This window comes from Mycobacterium sp. (genome assembly GCF_032161845.1).
Lineage (GTDB): Bacteria > Actinomycetota > Actinomycetes > Mycobacteriales > Mycobacteriaceae > Mycobacterium.
This window is the reverse complement of record NZ_JAVRQA010000038.1, coordinates 1-17,018: the sequence shown is the minus strand read 5'-3', so window position 1 is coordinate 17,018 and position 17,018 is coordinate 1. Positions and strand designations below refer to the sequence as shown.

The window sequence follows — 17,018 nt, the reverse complement described above, 5'->3', positions numbered from 1 at the left end:
GCGGCGGATGCTGCTGACCGGGGACATCATCGAGGCGGCCGAGGTCGAACACCTCGGCGTCTTCACCGAGACGTGTGACCCCGGCCGGGTCGCCGCGCGCGCCAGGTACTGGGCCGAGAAGGCGGCCAAGATGCCCGCCGACGGAGTGGTGATCGCCAAGGAGGCGTTCCGGCTCGTCGAGCAGAGCCAGGCCTACCAGGGCGAAGAGGTGGCCAGCTATCTGTTCCACGCCTACGGCACCAACCTGCAGTTCGCCGAGGGCGAGTTCAACTTCGTCAAGACCCGCGCTCGGCACGGCACCAAGGAGGCGTTCCGGCTGCGTGACGAGCACTTCCATGTGCCCGAGCCGGAGTGATCGTGCGGTTCGTGACTAGGGTCACCTACTGCTGGCAATACAATCTCTGCTACTTTTGTAACGTCGTCTACGTCAAAATCCGAGGTCGTGAGATATGTCAACACCAGTCATCGTCGGAGCCGTCCGGACCGCGATCGGCCGTTCCTTCAAGGGCACGCTGGTCAACACGCCCCCCGAGACGCTGATCACGACGGTTCTGCCGGAGGTCGTCCGCCGGTCCGGCATCAACCCGGCCGACATCGACGACATCATCTTCGCCGAATCGCACTACGGCGGCGGTGACCTCGCCCGTTACGCCGCGGACGCCGCTGGGTGGTCGCACGTGCCAGGCCAGTCGGTCAACCGGCACTGCGCGGGCAGCCTCACCGCCATCGGCAACGCGTCGGCGCAGATCGGCTCCGGCATGGAGCGGGTGCTGATCGCCGGTGGCGTGCAGTCGCTGTCGATGACACCGCTGACCAACTGGCGCATCCCCGGCCCCGAGCTCAAGTTCGAGGAGCGGTGGATGCCGCCGACTCATGTCGAGACGCCGGACGCGCCGTCGAAGGACATGTCGATCACCGTCGGGTGGAACACCGCGCAGGCCATGGGCATCACCCGCGAGGAGATGGATGCGTGGGCGGCCCGATCGCATCAGCGCGCCATCGCCGCGATGGACGCCGGCAAGTTCGTCGACGAGATCATCCCGCTGAAGATCGAACTGCCGGACGGCTCGGTGATCGAGTTCAGCGTCGACGAGCATCCGCGCCGCGACACCACCGCGGAGAAATTGGCCGGACTCAAGGTCATTCACCCCGAGATCGAGGGCTTCTCGATCACCGCGGGCAACGCCAGCGGGACGAACGACGCGTGTGCCGCCGTGGCCGTCGTCGATCGCGACTACGCCTCGGCCGAGGGACTTGCGGTGATGGCCACTGTGAAGGCGTGGGGCGCGGCGGGTGTCCCGCCCCGTGACACCGGCCTCGGCGCCGTGAAGGTCATCGGCAAGGTGCTCGACCGCGCAGGCCTGAAGCCGTCGGACGTCGCACTGTGGGAGATCAACGAGGCGTTCGCGTCGGTCCCGATCGCGGCCTGCAAGGAGTACGGGTTAGACGAGGAGTTGGTGAACTTCTCCGGCAGCGGCTGCAGCCTCGGCCATCCGATCGCCGCGTCCGGTGCGCGCATGGTGACCACTCTGATCTACGAACTGCAGCGTCGTGGTGGCGGTATCGGCGTGGCCGCGATGTGTGCGGGTGGCGGCCAGGGTGGCGCCGTCGTGGTCGAGGTCTGAGGACCGACCTCAGCGGGTTCCGGCCTTGCGCCGCGGGGTGGTCGCCTTGCGGCGCTGCGTTGGATCCTCGTTGATCAGCCGCTCGGCGTGATCCAGGATGCAATCGAGCCCGAACTCGAAGTTCTTCTCGTCGGATGCACCGATCCGGTGGCCCTCATTGGTGACCTTGGCCAGCAACGGGGTGGTCTCCTGGTCGATGACCATCGTCTCCTCGAAGTCGCCGGGAGCATCGTCAGCTGCCCGGTTCTTGTCGTAGAGGCGTTGTAGCACCACGGATCCGCGGACGTGCACGGAGACGGCGGAGTACGTGTCGAAGGCGTCTTCGGGCGATAACCCGGCCTCGGCGAGGGTTTCGATGGCCTTCTCCACTGCGGCGACGCCGAGCTTGGCGGCCCGCGGGCTGAGGGCGGATCGGATGAGGATCAGATCACACAGTATTGGGTTGCCCAGGAACGTCTTTCGCATGACGCGCGCGTGGTTGCGGAGCGTCTCCCGCCAGTCGCTGGCTTCGATGTAGGGAGTCGCGAACACGTACTGCTTGAGCGCGCGATCGGTCATGGCGTTGAGGAGATCGTCCTTCTTGCGGAAGTACCAGTAGATGCTCGTCACGCCAACACCGAGGTGCTTGCCGAGCAACGGCATGCTGAGGTTGTCGATCCCGACCGCCTCGGCGAGCTCGAATGCGCCCTTGATGATGTCGTCGGGATTGATGGAGCCACGTTCGCGTCGTTGACGCTTTTCGGCGGTTACTTGCTTGGCCACGTGGCACCTCCATCGGATCGCTCGCTGGGTTCGGCGGAACACAATCTACCGGCAACGCATCCGCGAGCTGCGCCTACGAATGCGTGTCGACCCCGCCAACACTACCGTGAACCTTACCGGTAGGCATTCGATTACTTCGTGGGTCAGCTGGTCAGGGCCATGGCCGGGGCCGTCGACGGGCAGCGGATTCGCCCCGTCGGGGGCTACCGAAATGCCTATAGTAGGTTTCACCGGGTACCGGGTTTGGAAGCTTTCGAATGAGCAAGAGGGGCAACGTGGCCGACGAAGTCTTGACTGAGCGCCAAGGGCGAACGATCGTCATCACCATCAACCGACCGGAGGCGCGCAACGCGTTCAATCTGGCCGTCGCCAAAGGCCTCGCGGACGCGATGGACGAGCTGGACGACACCCCCGAACTGTCGGTGGCGATCGTGACCGGAGCCGGCGGAAACTTCTGCGCCGGGATGGATCTCAAGGCCTTCATGGCAGGCGAGGTCCCTTCGATTCCCGGACGCGGCATCGGTTTCACCGAACGGCCCCCGCGCAAGCCGGTGATCGCCGCGGTCGAGGGTTATGCGCTCGCCGGCGGCACCGAGATCGTGCTGGCGACCGATCTGGTGGTGGCGTCGAAGGTGGCCAAGTTCGGCATCCCCGAGGTCAAGCGCGGCCTGGTGGCCGCGGGCGGTGGGCTGCTGCGACTGCCACATCGGATCCCGTACCAGAAGGCCCTCGAACTGGCGCTGACCGGCGAGAGCTTCACCGCCGAGCAGGCAGCTCAGTGGGGTTTCGTCAACGTGCTCACCGAACCGGGTGAAGCGCTCGCGGGGGCACTGGCTCTGGCCGAGCGCATTTCTGCCAACGGGCCGTTGGCGGTCGCGGTGACCAAGGAGGTCATCGTCAAGTCCGCGGGGTGGAGTGAAGAGGAGATGTGGCGCAAGCAGCAGGAACTCATCATGCCGGTGTTCACGTCGAAGGACGCCATGGAGGGTGCGACGGCGTTCGCGGAGAAACGGGCGCCGAACTGGACCGGTTCCTGACGCTCGCCCATCGGGCCGCGCCCAGCGACTCCACCTGAGACTTCCCACCGCAAGGGAGCGAGAAGATGGCGACGGCGAAGGAAGCGCGCGACTGGGCGCGACACGGGCTGCGCGGTATCGGCGACTCGCTCTACACGCCGTTCTGCGGAACCGACGGCGATGACATCGATTGGGATGCCTACCGCACGTTGGTGCGGCACTGCGTCGGTGCCCTCGGCCACGAAATGCTTTGGTGCACCAGCGGTTTGTCGGAATTCTGGGCGTTGACTCTTGCCGAGCGCAAGCGTCTGCTCGAGGTGGCGATCTCCGAAGCCCGCGCGGTAAACCCCGACGTGGTGATTCAGTCCTGCACGTCGGCGATGGCCGCGAAGGACTGCCTGGATCTGACCAGGCACGCCCAGGAGGCCGGCGCGGACATCGTGTACATCCAGACGCCCGTCATGGAAACCCACGGCGGTGAAGGCGTTCTCAACTTCTTCCGCTACATCGCCGACCGCACCGACATCGCGCTTGGCATGTTCAACTCGCCGTCGTCGGGTTACGTGCTGACGGCGGTGGAGAGCGCACGCATCGCGACCGAAATTCCCGCCGTTTGCGCCACCAAGGAGGGCGCATTCCGTCCGGCGAACAGCCGCCGCTTGCACGAGTTGGCACCCGAATTGCAGATCTGGGAGTGCGACACCACGGTCTACCGCGCCGGGTGGCTCCGCGACGGCATCGTGTGCGCGGCCCAACTGGGCACCGCCGGCTACCTGATGGAGACGCCCGAGCGTCGGATCTTCACCGAGTACTGGAACCTGGTGTGGGACGGCAAGCTGATCGACGCCATGGACCACGCGCGGGTGACGGGCATGGATCAGTTCGAGCTCGATCGGGGTCCTTGGTATACCTGCTATCCGGGCCGCCCGGAGTACTTCACCCACTGGGGCGGCGCCTTCAAGTACGCGGCGTCGGTGCTCGGCCTGCCGATCGGCGATCACCCGCATTCCCGAGCCCCGCAAGCGGTCCTCCCAGAGGTCGCGAAACGCCAGATCCGCGAGGCCTACCAGAGCCTGGGACTGATCGACGGATGAGCCTCGAACGCGTTGCGGAAAGAGATACCGATAGGTGTACAGTATCTCCATACGTGCAGTTGGGAACCGATTCGAGCAGGTAAGGCTGGCCCATTGACCGTCCCCGATCAGAAGAGCCCCGTGCTCTACGACGTGCGCCCAACCGGCGTCGCCGTGGTCACGCTGAATCGACCCGACCGGCTCAACGCGTGGGGTGGCGGTCTGGCGTCGGAGTTCTACCGGTGCATGGACCGCGCCGAGGCGGACCCGTCGGTGCGGGTGATCATCCTGACGGGTAGCGGTCGGGCGTTTTGTGCAGGCGCCGACATGGGTGACGGCGGGAGCATCGGCGGGGCCAGTATCGGGGACGGCGACACCGACGTCACGGCACTTGTCGGCGAGCGCCACCCGCACTTCGTCACCGGTTTGCGCAAGCCGACCGTCGCCGCCATCAACGGCGCCTGCGCGGGCATCGGCCTGACTCAAGCCTTGATGTGCGACGTGCGGTTCGCCGCCGCGGGCGCCAAGATCACGACCGCCTTCTCACGCCGCGGCCTCATCGCGGAGTACGGCATCTCCTGGATCCTGCCGCGCGTGGTGGGCCACAGCGTTGCGCTCGATCTGCTGTTGAGCGGTCGGACCTTTCACGCCGAGGAGGCCGCGGAACTCGGACTCGTCAAGGCCGTCGTCGCGCCGGAGGACCTGATGGCGCACGCAGTGAGCTATGCCGAGGATCTGGCGGCGAATTGCGCACCCAGTTCGATGGCGGTGATCAAGCGTCAGGTCTACGACGATGCGCAGCGTGACCTCGTCGACGTCAGTGCGGACGCCGAGAAACTCATGCACGAGTCGATGGGCCGCCCCGACTTCATCGAGGGCATCACCGCCTTCTTCGAGAAGCGCCCGCCGAACTTCCCCCCGCTCTGCGAGTGACCGGACTGAAAGGACGGACAGCACAATGACTTTGGAAGGCAAGACGCTGGACTACCGGGCGATCGACGTCGACAACCACTACTACGAGCCGGTCGATTCGTTCACCCGCCACCTGCCCAAGGAGTTCAAGCGCCGCGGTGTGCAGATGCTCACCGAAGGCAAGCGCACCTTCGCGGTCATGGGTGGTGAGGTGAACCACTTCATCCCCAACCCGACCTTCGACCCGATCATCGAGCCGGGTTGTCTGGACCTGCTGTTCCGCGGCGAAATCCCCGAGGGCGTCGACCCGGCCTCGTTGATGAAGGTCGACCGGATGGCGAACCATCCCGAGTACCAAAACCGCGATGCGCGGGTGAAGGTCCTCGACCGGCAGAACCTCGAAACGGTGTTCATGTTGCCCACGTTCGCGTGCGGCGTCGAAGAGGCGCTCAAGGCCGACATCGACGCGACGATGGCGTCGGTGCATGCCTTCAACCTCTGGCTCGATGAGGACTGGGGATTCGACCGGCCGGATCACCGGATCGTCGCGGCGCCCATCATCTCGCTGGCGGATCCGGACAAGGCGGTCGACGAGGTCGAGTTCGTCCTGGCCCGCGGTGCGAAGATGGTACTGGTGCGCCCCGCACCGGTGCCCGGTGTGGTCAAGCCCCGATCGCTCGGCGACCGGTTGCACGACCCCGTCTGGGCGCGATTGGCCGAAGCCGGTGTCCCAGTTGGCTTCCACCTCAGCGACAGCGGCTATCTCGCGATCGCGGCGCTGTGGGGCGGCCAGGCGAAGTTCGAGGGCTTCGGCAAGAAGGACCCCCTCGACCAGATCCTGCTCGACGATCGGGCGATCCACGACACGATGGCATCGATGGTCGTGCACCAGGTGTTCACCCGTCATCCGGCGTTGAAGGTGGCCAGCATCGAGAACGGCTCCTTCTTCGTGTACCGGTTGATCAAGCGGCTGAAGAAGGCCGCCAACACGGCGCCGCACCACTTCAAACAGGATCCGGTGGAGCAGATCCGCAACAACGTGTGGATCGCGCCGTACTACGAGGACGACGTGAAGCTGCTCGCCGACACGATCGGCGTCGACAAGATCCTCTTCGGGTCGGACTGGCCGCACGGCGAAGGCCTCGCGGACCCGATGACGTTCACCGCCGACATTCCCCAGTTCCCGGAGTTCAGTGCCGAAGACACCCGGAAGGTCATGCGGGACAACGCCCTCGACCTCCTTGGCGTCGGCGTCCCCGCGGCCAGCTAGATGAGGGAGTGGACGATCGGCGCCGTTCTTGACGCCATTGCAACCGTCATCCCGGACCGGCCGATGACGGTGTGCGGTGACCGCACCAGCACCTTCGCCGACACGGGGGACCGCACGCGTCGGCTGGCGAACTTCCTGGCCAGCAACGGCTTTGGCGCATGTAGCGACCGCGGGTCCCTCGAACGGTGGGAATGCGGGCAGGATCGCGTGGCACTCGTCATGCACAACGATCTGTACCCGGACGCAGTCATCGGATGCCTCAAGGCCCGGACCGTCCCGGTGAACGTCAACCACTACTACACCCCTCGTGAAGTATCCGAACTGCTCGACTACGTCACGCCGCGGGTCGTCATCTATCACCGCTCCCTTGGCGCCAAGTTCGCCGACGTGCTCCCGCCGGACAGCGCGGACCTCCTCATCTCCGTCGACGATGGAAGTGACGCCCCATTGCTCGCCGGCGCGATCTCGCTCGACGATGCGCTAGCCCAAGGCGATTCCGACCAGGACATCGCCCCATCCGCCGACGATCTGCTGATGATCTGCACCGGAGGCACGACGGGTCGCCCCAAGGGCGTGCTCTGGCGCCAAGGCGACATCTACGTCTCGTCGATGAACGGTGCCGACCACGCCGCGGTGGACGAGATCCACGACAAGGTACGTCATGCCGGGCCCCCGTGGTTTGCCGTATCCCCACTGATGCACGCGGCCGGGATGTGGACGGCGTTCTCCGCGGTGCTGAGCGGTCAGACCACGGTCCTCTACGACACGAAGAACAAGTTCGATCCGCGCACGGTGCTCGAAACCGCCGAACGCCACCGAGTCGGGCTCATGACCATGGTCGGCGACGCCTACGCCGCTCCGCTGGTCGAGGAACTGGCCCGGCGGCCCTACGATCTCTCGGCGATGTTCGCCATCGGCACCGGAGGGGCCGCGACCAACCCGAAACATCAAGCGGCGCTGCTGGAGTACATTCCGCAGATCACCATAATCAATGGGTACGGGTCGTCGGAGACGGGGAACATGGGCTTCGGGCGCAGTCAGCGCGGGGAACGGAAGGACACCTTCGAGTTGCGCGACGGTGGACTGGTGCTCTCCGCGGACTACACGCGGTTCCTCGAGGCAGGTGAGGACGAGGTGGGCTGGGTTGCGCGCAACGGCCGCATCCCACTCGGGTACTTCAACGACGAAGAGGCCACCCGGCGGACCTTTCCCGAGGTCGACGGCCACCGGGTCGTCATCTCCGGGGACCGGGCGTCGATCGAGGCAGACGGCACGCTGAGACTCTTCGGCCGCGACTCCCTGGTCATCAACACCGGCGGGGAGAAGGTGTTCGTCGAAGAGGTCGAAGGAGTGCTGCGCGCGCACCCCGGGGTGGTTGATGCACTGGTGGTCGGTCGTGACAGCGAACGGTGGGGCCAGGAGATCGTGGCACTGGTCGAAGCCCACCCCGCGGCGGCGGTAACGCCAGAAGGCTTGCACGCCGACTGCGTCGCGCACCTGGCCCGGTTCAAGGCGCCCAAGGAGTTCCTCTTCGTAGAAAGGGTGCGCAGGCTTGGCAACGGAAAGGCCGATTACCGCTGGGCGAAGAGCGAAGCGGCGGGCCGCGCGGTGCTGCCGACGTGACCGGCATCGACTGTCTGGTCAACGTCCACTTCGGTGAGACGGACGAGCAACCGGCCTTCATGACGAGGGTGCGGGAGGACTACTTCAAGGGCCCGAAGTCGATGTTCGATCCCGTCGACCTCGGCGAACTTCTCGAGGAGATGGACGCCAACGGAGTCACCAAGGCGATCCTGATGGACAACCTGGCCAAGCCGTCGGTGACGGCGCGAAAGTTCGTCGAGGCCAGGCCGGACAAGTTTTCGCTCGCGATGGGCGGGGTGAACCTGCTGCGGCCGATGCCATCGCTGAGGGAGTTGACCGCCGTCGTGAAGGACCTGCCGGTCGCCTACGCCGTTGTGGGACCCAGCTTTTGGGGTGATGGCCAATATCCGCCGAGCGACGCCGTCTACTACCCGCTGTACACGAAGTGTGCCGAGACGGGCCTGCCGCTCTGCGTCAACACCGGTCTGCCAGGGCCGCCCATCCCCGGCGAGGTGCAGAACCCGATTCATCTGGACCGGGTGTGCGTACGCTTCCCCGAGTTGAAGCTGTGCATGATCCACGGCGCCGACCCCTGGTGGGACGTCGCGATCCGGCTGCTGATCAAGTACGAGAATTTGCGGTTGATGACGTCGGCGTGGTCGCCGAAGCGGCTGCCGGACAGTCTCCTTCACTACATGCGTACCCGTGGGCCGAAGAAGGTGATCTTTGCGTCCGACTGGCCGGTGCTTCGGATGAGCCGCGTGGTACCGGAGGCGCTCGCGCTGGACCTGCCGCCAGAGGTCCTCGAGAACTATCTCTACAACAACGCCGAGGAGTTCTTCTTCGGCACGCCCGAGGAGTGAGCATGGATCGCTACGAGTTGCGCAGGGAGGACTACAGTCTTTCCGAGGACCAGACCGACCTGCAGTCGGCCTACCAGAAGTTCTTCAAGGCCAACTGCTCGATCGAAGCGGTGCGGGCAGCCGAGGTGAGCGGCTTCGACAAGAGTTTGTGGGAGCGGTTGTGCGCCACGGGCGCAACGACGATGGCATTGCCGGAATCGGTCGGTGGCGACGGTGCCACCCTGGTGGATCTGACGCTGGTCGCGGAGGAGGTGGGTCGGTCGCTGGCTCCGGTCCCGTGGATCGACCACGTCTGCGCGGCCAGGTTGGTGGCGCGCCTTGGAGCGTTGGACGGCGGCGGCCAGATCGTCACCGGTGAGCAGATCGTTGGTCTCGATGCCGCGATCGACAGCTCCGCGGGCTCGAGGCTGATCCCGTCGGGTTCGGTCGCCGACCGGATCGTGCTGCGCGACGGTGATGACGTCGTGCTCATTGGGTTCGACACCCGCCCTACCCGGGTGGACAACATCGGCAAGTTGCCGATGGCATGGGTCGACCCGGCCACCGCGGACAGCCGTGCCGTGCTGGGTAGCGGCCCCGATGCCCTGGCGAGTTACCAACTCGCACTCGATGAGTGGCGACTTCTGACTGCTGCCGCGCTGGCCGGGCTCGTCGAAGAGACGATGACGATCGCGGCCGAATTCGCCAAGAACCGTTACACCCTCGGGGTACCCATCTCGACTTTGCAAGGCATTTCGCATCCGCTGGCGAACATGGCGATCGTCGTGCAAGGCGGTCGAGCGCTGGCCAGGCGGGCCGCCTGGTACCTGGACAACGAACCCGCCGAGCGGCCCGAACTGGGCCCCTCGGCGTTCGTATTCATGGCCGAAGAGGCGGCCAAGGCAGCGACGATGGCCGTCCACATCCAAGGTGGACTTGGCGTTTCGGCGGAGGCCGCGGCGACGGCATACCTGGTCAGGGCCAGAGGATGGCCGTTGGCCGGTGGTGATCCCGGCGCGGCCGCGATCCAGATCGCCGAGATCGTCGCCGCCCGCGAGAGCCGCTAGGGAGACGAGATGGACTTCTCACGAGTTGAACTGTCCGACGAGGACCAGACCTTCCTCGACGAGGCCCGTGCCATGCTGTCGAGCCAGGTGACCGAGGACGTGCTGCGGCGGGATCGCGAGACGGGGGACAACTTCGACGAAGGCGTCCACCTCGCGCTCGGCGCGGCGGGCTACATCTCCGGTGAATGGCGGTCCGAATCCGACGGCGGGTTCAGCAGGGTGCGCAACCGGCTCTGGCAACTCGAGAAGCGGCGGCACCACGTGCCGTGGGTGACGGCGGGCACCACGTCGATGATCGCGAAGTCGGTGGCCAAGTTCGCCAGCGCCGAGATTCGAGACGAGGTGCTGGCCGGCGTCTTCAGCGGCCGTGTCCGGCTCTGCCTCGGATACACCGAGCCCGACGGCGGCTCGGACATCGCGACGTGCAAGACCCGCGCGGTGCGAGACGGGGACTCCTGGGTGATCAACGGGTCGAAGATGTTCACCACGGGCGCACACATCTGCCAATACGTCTTCCTGATCACCAACACCGACCCCGATGCGCGGAAACACAAGAGCCTCACCATGTTCCTGGTGCCGCTGGATCTGCCCGGCATCGAGATCCAGGGCATCCGCACCGTCGACGGCGACCGCACCAACATCGTGTACTACAGCGACGTCCGTGTCGACGACAAGTACCGCCTCGGCGAGGTGAACGGTGGCTGGACGGTGTTGCGGGAACCCTTGAACGCCGAGCACGGCGCGGTCGACGCGAGTGCCGATGGCCTGCAGGATGTTTCGATCATGATGCATCAGGGCGGGTTCATGGTCACCGCCTGCGACAAGGCGGCGGCTGTCGTGGGTACACCGGATGCCCACGGTCGCAGGCCCGTCGACGACCGGTCGGTCGCCTATCGCCTGGGACGCAGCATCGCCAGGATGGAGGTGGCGATCAGCACGCCCAACATCTTCGGCCGCGTGGCGCTGGCCCAGGCGATGCGCGACGTGTCCCCGGAGTTGATGGACATCCTGGGAGCCGCTGCCGCGCTCCCCGTCGATGCCGACGGTGCCATCGACGACGGCGCCGCCGAGTACGTGTTCCGGTTTGCGCCGTTGGTGGGCATCTACGGCGGGACGCTCGAGGTGTTCAGGAACATGATCGCGCAGTACATGCTTGGCTTGGGTAAGCCCAATTACTCACCGGCGAAGTGACCTGGCCAGGGCGGGCGGATCCTTCGCCCCGGGCTCGGGGTTGGCGAGTGGCTTCACGGGTTCGTCTCCTCCGGGGTGTTACAACGTGACGATGGTTGCGCCGGCGGTACCCGGCGCGCCGTAGAGCTGGGCGAACCCGACCCGTGGATTGCCGGGAACCTGCCGCTCGCCGGCCTGCCCACGCAGTTGCAGGACCAGCTCGTGGATCTGTCGTAGGCCGGACGCGCCGATGGGCTCGCCGTTGGCGATCAGCCCGCCGTCGGTGTTGACCGGCAGCGAGCCGCCGATCTCGGTGGCGCCGTCGGCGAGCAGCTTCTCCTGATCGCCGTCGGCGCAGAAGCCGGCTTCTGCCATGTGGATGATCTCGGCACCGGCGTCGGTGTCCTGCAATTGCACGACGTCGACGTCCTCCGGTGCTACACCGGCGCTTTCGAACGCCGCCTTCGATGCATACACCGTCGGCGACGCGTCCTCTTCGACGGGCGCGCAGGTGGTGTTGACCTCATAGGCGCCGTACCGGCGGGTGCGGATCTCGACGGCCCGCAGATAAACGGGTGTGCTCGTGTAGCGGTGCGCGATGTCCGCGCGGCACATGACGACCGCGGCGGCACCCTCGTCCGGTGCGCAGAACATGTATTGCGTCAGCGGGTAGTTCAGCATCGGCGAGTTGAGAATCTCCTCCTCGGAGATCGGTTTGCGGCGGAACGCATTCGGGTTCAGGGCGCCATTGCGGAAGTTCTTCGCGGCCACCTTGGCCAGGGTCGCCTGGGAGATGCCGTGGTCGTGCAGGTAGCGGTTGGCCTTCATGCCGAAGAACTGGGTGGTGAGGTACTGACCGTTCTCGGCGTACCAGCGCGGCATGCCGACGAGCGCGGGGTCTTCGGTGAAGGCGCCCCGTGGATGCTTGTCAAGACCGACCGCGATACCGATGTCGTAGTCGCCGAGCCGAATTCCGTCGGCACACGTCTTGGCCGCGCTGGCCGCCGTTGCGCACGCGTTGAAGACATTGGTGAAGGGGATGCCCGTCAGTCCCACCATGGCGACGATGGCGTCGGGGTTGGCCACGGTCCAACTTCCACCAGCGGCGGCGCCGACGTCCTTCCATTCGACGCCGGCGTCGGCGACCGCGGCGAAGATCGCGTCGACGGCCATCTCCATCGCGGACTTGCCATCGAATCGGCCGAAGGGGTGCATGCCCACGCCGATGATGGCGACGTCGTTAGTCATGGTGTGAGGCCTTCCTGATCCAATACCGTGATCCAATACCGACGCCAACTGTAACTCTTACAGTAACCTAGTCCAGGTGATCGTTCACGAACCCTCGTTTCGTCAGGCGGCGCCCAGTATCGAGATCGGACGGCGCGCGGCCCAGCATGCCGAGGCGCGGATGCTCATCGATGGCGAACTGGTTGCTGCCGAGTCGGGCGCTGAGTTCGACAACATCAGCCCGGCAACCGGTTTGGTGCTTGGCGCCACTTCCGCGGCGGGTCCTTCGGACATGGGGCGAGCGATCGGTGCGGCACGTCGTGCGTTCGACGACACCGATTGGGCGACCAACGGCGCGTTACGCAAACGGTGCCTCGAACAGCTGCAAGCCGCGATCGAGGCCGAGCGCGACCAGTTGCGTGAGGAACTCATCGCCGAGGTCGGCTGTCCGGAGATGACGATCACGACCGCTCAACTGGACTGGCCGTTGGCCGAATCCCTGCGTTACCCAGCGCGACTCATCGACACGTTCGACTGGGAACGAGTGCTCGACGGCGGCGGGCTGTTCGGCGAACGGAACGTCCGCACCGTCGTCAAGGAACCCGTCGGGGTGGTCGGCGCAATCACCCCGTCGAACTTTCCCGTCGAAGTCATCCTCAACAAGCTGGGACCAGCCCTCGCCGCAGGCAACACGGTCATCCTCAAGCCCGATCCCCATACGCCGTGGAACGCCACCCGATTGGGCAGGCTCGCCGCCGAACACACCGACATCCCGCCCGGCGTGCTGAACGTCGTGCCGACACCCGCCAACGACGTCGCCGAACTGCTCGCCACCGACCCGCGGGTGGACATGATCTCCTTCACCGGCTCCACCGCCGTCGGCAAGCTGTTGATCCGACAGGGTGCCGAGACCATGAAGCGGACCTTCCTCGAACTCGGCGGCAAGTCAGCCCTCATCGTCACCGAGGACGTCAACCCGGCGAAGATGATGGCCAGCGCGGTCGGGGTGTGCGTGCACGCCGGCCAGGCCTGCGCGCTGACCACCCGGATGCTGGTGCACCGGTCCCTGTTCGACAAGGCGGTAGAGAGCGTCACCGCTGCGTTCGCCATGGTGCCGGTCGGCGATCCGGCGCTGGCGCAGACGTTGGTCGGCCCGGTGATCAGTGCCGCGCAACGCGATCGGGTGTTGGGTGCGTGCGATCGGGCGCGTCGGGCGGGTGCCGAGATCACCACGGGCGGGAGCCCCTTCGACGATCTGCCCGCTGGACTCGCCGGGGGCTTCTACGTTCAGCCGACGGTGGTGGTCGGCGTCGACAACTCGGCGGCGATCGCTCGGGAGGAGATCTTCGGGCCGGTGCTGGTGATACTTGCGTTCGACGACGACGACGAGGCGGTGCGGATCGCCAACGACAGCGCCTTCGGCCTGGCCGGCGCGGTGTTGTCCGGATCGGCCGAACGCGGCATGGCCATCGCGCGCCGCATTCGGACGGGCTCGATCGGCGTCAACGGCGGCATGTTCTACGGCGCCGATGCGCCATTCGGTGGATACAAGAACTCCGGGATCGGACGCCAATGTGGCATCGAGGGTTTCGAGCAGTACCTGGAGACCAAGACGATCGCCTGCCGGACGCCCCGGCAGAACTGAACGAAGGGCACGTAGGAAAATGGGCAAGCTGGACGGCAAGGTCGCAGTGGTCTCGGGCGCGGCGCGCGGGCAGGGACGTTCGCACGCGGTCAACCTCGCAGCGGAGGGGGCGAGCATCGTCGCCCTCGACATCTGTGCGGACATGGAGGGCAGCACGTACCCACTGTCGCGACCGGAGGACCTCGACGAGACGGCTCGCATGGTCGAGAAGGAGGCGGTGCGGTGCCACACCGTCATCGTCGACGTGCGGGAGCGAAGCGCGGTGTGGAAGGCGATCGCCGACGGCGTCGCCGAGTTGGGTGGCCTCGACGTCGTCGTGGCCAATGCTGGCATCTGCGCGATGGGCAAGGGCCAGACTATTCAGTCTTGGTCGGACACCATCGACACCGACCTCGTCGGCGTCTTCAACGTGATCCAGGCCAGCCTGCCGCACATCGCCGACGGTGGGTCGATCATCGCGACGGGATCGCTTGCCGCACAGCTGGGTAGCGCGACGAACCAGGGGCCGGGAGGGTCGGCGTACAGCTTGTCCAAGCAGATCGTCGCCCGCTACGTGAACGATCTGTCGATCCAATTGGCCAAGCGGATGATTCGCGTCAATGCGGTTCACCCGACCAACGTCAACACCGACATGCTGCACAACGACGGGCTCTACCAGGTGTTCCGACCGGACCTGAAGTCGCCGACCCGCGAGGATGCCGAGATGGCGTTTCCGGCGATGCAGGCGATGCCGATTCCGTACATCGAACCGCAGGACGTCTCGGATGCGGTGGTGTTCCTGGCCAGTGACTCGTCGCGCTACATCACCGGAACCCAGTTGCGCATCGACGCAGGCGGTTACGTCAAGTCGGTGCCCTGGAAGGGTTGAGGTCGGCGCGCCGCCGGGCGGCGGGCCCGCGACTGTGAACGTCACGACGAAATTCGCACCAGAACGTCGCCAGATTCACTCTCGCGGAGGCGACGAGGTGAGTTGACGTCAGCGGGGGTCGAAGGTCACCGGCAACACGTTCGGTGAGCGGAACGGCTGACCGTGAATGTGTGGATCGCCGTCGTCGAGCAGCCGGATGTTGGTGAGCCGGCTCAGGAGGCACTCCACTGCGACGCGGGTCTCGAGACGGGCCAGATGAAGGCCAAGGCACGTGTGTTCGCCTGCCGCGAAGCTGAGGTGGGGGGTGCGCTTGCGGAAGATGTCGAACTCCTCGGCCCGCTCCCACCGCGTTTCGTCCCGGTTCGCCGACCCCATGCAGACGTCGACCACCGCCTTCGCCGGAATATGGACACCATCGAGCGTGGTGTCCTCCGACGTGAAGCGTTGAACGGTGGTCAACGGCGTCTCGAACCGCAGGCCCTCCTCGATGGCGGGACCGATCAGCTCGTGGTCGTGCTGGACCGCCGCGAATTGCTCGGCATGGGTGAGCAGCAGGTACAGGAGATTGCCCGAGGATCGGTAGGTGGTCTCCAAACCGGCGGGAAGCAGCAGGCGGAGGAACGAGTAGATCGCTTCGTCGGTGAGCTTCTCGCCATCGATCTCCGCAGTGACGAGATCACCGATGATGTCCTCGGTCGGGTTGTTCTTCCTGGCCTCCATCTGTGCCAGGAAGTAATCCTTCAGTGCCGCAGACGATTCGAACGCCTGCTCGTGCTTCACCGTGTAGCTGATCAGGTCGACGGCCCGTTGCCGGAAGGTGGCCAGGTCCTCCGACGGCAACCCCAGCAGTGTCGCGATGACCCTGGTCGGATACTCGAAGGTGAAGTTCTTGATCAGGTCGGTCTCGCCCGTGTCGATGAACTCGTCGATCAGGGCGTTGACGATGGGGCGCACGATCTCGGGCTCCCACCGCGCCAACGACCGCGACTTGAACGCGGCCGAGACCAGGTTGCGGTGCTGGCGATGCGTCGTCCCGCCCATGGCGAGGATCGTCGGCCCGATGAAGAGGCCGATCGTGGCGTCGTACATCGCGGAGTTGAAGAGCTTGCCGTCGCGGAACACGGTGTTCACCGCGTCGAACGACATCGCGGCGTAGGTCTCCTTGGGCCGCATGCTTTCCGGCGTCTTGGAGTAGTCCATCACGCTGCCGCGAAAGACGCCGCCTTGCTTGCGCCTTTCTGCGAAGAACGGATACGGATCGCGGATGCGACGGGTCCGTTCGTCGGGGGTGGGGTCAGCCTGCGCTTCGGTTTCCACGGCACCTCTCCGGGCGGGAACGAGGTCGGACGACGCCTCAGTAGACTACTACTGTAAAGATTACAGTATAGTATCCGTCAGCCCTGTCGAAGTCATTCGCCGACCACGGAGGTGAGATGAGTACCGTCGAGGAACTGGGTGCGATCCTGAACAGTCAACGCCGGGCCTTCGTCGCCGACGGACCGGCGAACGTCACGCTGCGGCGAAACCGCATCGACCGGCTGCTGGCCCTGGTCCTCGACAACACCGATGCCTTCGTCGACGCGATGGCCGCGGACTTCGGCACGCGGTCCCGAGCCGCGTCGTTGTTCACCGAGGTCGTCGGGATGATCCCGGTGATCGAGCACACCAGGTCCCACGTCGCCGAGTGGATGCGGCCCGCCAGAATCATGCGCGGCGCCAGGCTCTTTGGCTTGCGGGCCGAGGTCGAGTCGGCACCGCTGGGCGTGGTCGGCATCATCGGACCGTGGAACTTTCCGCTCAACCTCGTCGTGCTACCCGCTGCCGCGGCATTCGCCGCGGGTAACCGCGTGATGATCAAGATGTCCGAGATCACCCCGCGCACTGCGGAACTCATGAAGGACGCGGTGCCCAGGTACTTCGCCGCCGACGAACTCAGCGTCGCCACCGGTGGGCCCGA

16 protein-coding genes are annotated in these 17,018 nt (G+C 65.8%); 13 read left to right on the top strand and 3 right to left on the bottom strand.

Going from position 1 to position 17,018, the window contains the following annotated elements:
- Both QOD90_RS02375 and QOD90_RS02370 read left to right on the top strand, forming a co-directional pair.
- Positions 1-355 (top strand): enoyl-CoA hydratase-related protein (locus tag QOD90_RS02375; RefSeq protein WP_526346294.1); only part of this gene is annotated, 355 nt, incomplete at its 5' end.
- A gap of 94 nt (positions 356-449) precedes the next feature.
- Positions 450-1,625 (top strand): thiolase family protein, encoded by a 1,176-nt coding sequence (locus QOD90_RS02370; RefSeq protein ID WP_526346292.1) that lies wholly within the window; start codon positions 450-452, stop codon positions 1,623-1,625.
- 9 nt (positions 1,626-1,634) lie between these two features.
- Here QOD90_RS02370 and QOD90_RS02365 read toward each other — a convergent pair whose 3' ends face one another.
- Entirely contained in the window at positions 1,635-2,387 is a 753-nt protein-coding gene (locus QOD90_RS02365; RefSeq protein WP_526346290.1) for a TetR/AcrR family transcriptional regulator, read from the bottom strand.
- A 275-nt stretch (positions 2,388-2,662) separates the two neighbouring features.
- Here QOD90_RS02365 and QOD90_RS02360 point away from each other — a divergent pair, with 275 nt between their 5' ends.
- From QOD90_RS02360 to QOD90_RS02325, 8 genes are all read left to right on the top strand, one after another.
- On the top strand, positions 2,663-3,424 hold the full coding sequence (locus QOD90_RS02360; RefSeq protein ID WP_526346298.1) for an enoyl-CoA hydratase/isomerase family protein: 762 nt from the start codon (positions 2,663-2,665) through the stop codon (positions 3,422-3,424).
- A 65-nt stretch (positions 3,425-3,489) separates the two neighbouring features.
- Positions 3,490-4,497, top strand: coding sequence for a dihydrodipicolinate synthase family protein (locus tag QOD90_RS02355; protein WP_526346288.1), 1,008 nt, complete (start codon positions 3,490-3,492; stop codon positions 4,495-4,497).
- Positions 4,498-4,590: 93 nt separating this feature from the next.
- Positions 4,591-5,409: an enoyl-CoA hydratase gene (locus QOD90_RS02350; RefSeq protein WP_526346286.1), complete on the top strand. Its 819-nt coding sequence runs from the start codon at positions 4,591-4,593 to the stop codon at positions 5,407-5,409.
- Positions 5,410-5,434: 25 nt separating this feature from the next.
- Positions 5,435-6,658 carry an amidohydrolase family protein gene (locus tag QOD90_RS02345; RefSeq protein WP_526346284.1) on the top strand — a complete coding sequence of 408 codons (1,224 nt, stop codon included), beginning with the start codon at positions 5,435-5,437 and terminating at the stop codon, positions 6,656-6,658.
- Complete coding sequence (locus QOD90_RS02340; protein WP_526346282.1) at positions 6,659-8,281, top strand: AMP-binding protein; 1,623 nt, start codon at positions 6,659-6,661, stop codon at positions 8,279-8,281. It begins immediately after the preceding gene.
- A complete protein-coding gene (locus QOD90_RS02335; protein WP_526346280.1) occupies positions 8,278-9,105 on the top strand; it encodes an amidohydrolase family protein in 828 nt (275 codons plus the stop codon). Before QOD90_RS02340 ends, QOD90_RS02335 begins: the two co-directional genes overlap by 4 nt.
- A 2-nt stretch (positions 9,106-9,107) precedes the next feature.
- Positions 9,108-10,151, top strand: a complete 1,044-nt coding sequence (locus QOD90_RS02330; RefSeq protein ID WP_526346278.1) for an acyl-CoA dehydrogenase family protein — start codon at positions 9,108-9,110, stop codon at positions 10,149-10,151.
- A 9-nt stretch (positions 10,152-10,160) separates the two neighbouring features.
- Positions 10,161-11,342 carry an acyl-CoA dehydrogenase family protein gene (locus QOD90_RS02325; protein ID WP_526346277.1) on the top strand — a complete coding sequence of 394 codons (1,182 nt, stop codon included), beginning with the start codon at positions 10,161-10,163 and terminating at the stop codon, positions 11,340-11,342.
- Positions 11,343-11,420: 78 nt separating this feature from the next.
- Here QOD90_RS02325 and QOD90_RS02320 read toward each other — a convergent pair whose 3' ends face one another.
- A complete protein-coding gene (locus QOD90_RS02320; protein ID WP_526346275.1) occupies positions 11,421-12,569 on the bottom strand; it encodes a thiolase family protein in 1,149 nt (382 codons plus the stop codon).
- Between the two features lie 160 nt (positions 12,570-12,729).
- Between QOD90_RS02320 and QOD90_RS02315 the strand changes: the two genes are divergently transcribed.
- Together QOD90_RS02315 and QOD90_RS02310 are read left to right on the top strand one after the other, a co-directional pair.
- The gene (locus QOD90_RS02315) at positions 12,730-14,193 is read left to right on the top strand and encodes an aldehyde dehydrogenase family protein (RefSeq protein ID WP_526346296.1); all 1,464 of its coding nucleotides are present in this window, start codon (positions 12,730-12,732) and stop codon (positions 14,191-14,193) included.
- Between the two features lie 19 nt (positions 14,194-14,212).
- On the top strand, positions 14,213-15,061 hold the full coding sequence (locus QOD90_RS02310) for a mycofactocin-coupled SDR family oxidoreductase (RefSeq protein ID WP_526346273.1): 849 nt from the start codon (positions 14,213-14,215) through the stop codon (positions 15,059-15,061).
- Between the two features lie 108 nt (positions 15,062-15,169).
- Here the strand turns inward: QOD90_RS02310 and QOD90_RS02305 are convergent, their stop codons facing one another.
- Complete coding sequence (locus tag QOD90_RS02305) at positions 15,170-16,378, bottom strand: cytochrome P450 (protein ID WP_526346271.1); 1,209 nt, start codon at positions 16,376-16,378, stop codon at positions 15,170-15,172.
- 116 nt (positions 16,379-16,494) lie between these two features.
- Here QOD90_RS02305 and QOD90_RS02300 point away from each other — a divergent pair.
- On the top strand, positions 16,495-17,018 hold a 524-nt coding region (locus tag QOD90_RS02300; protein ID WP_526346269.1), incomplete at its 3' end, for an aldehyde dehydrogenase family protein.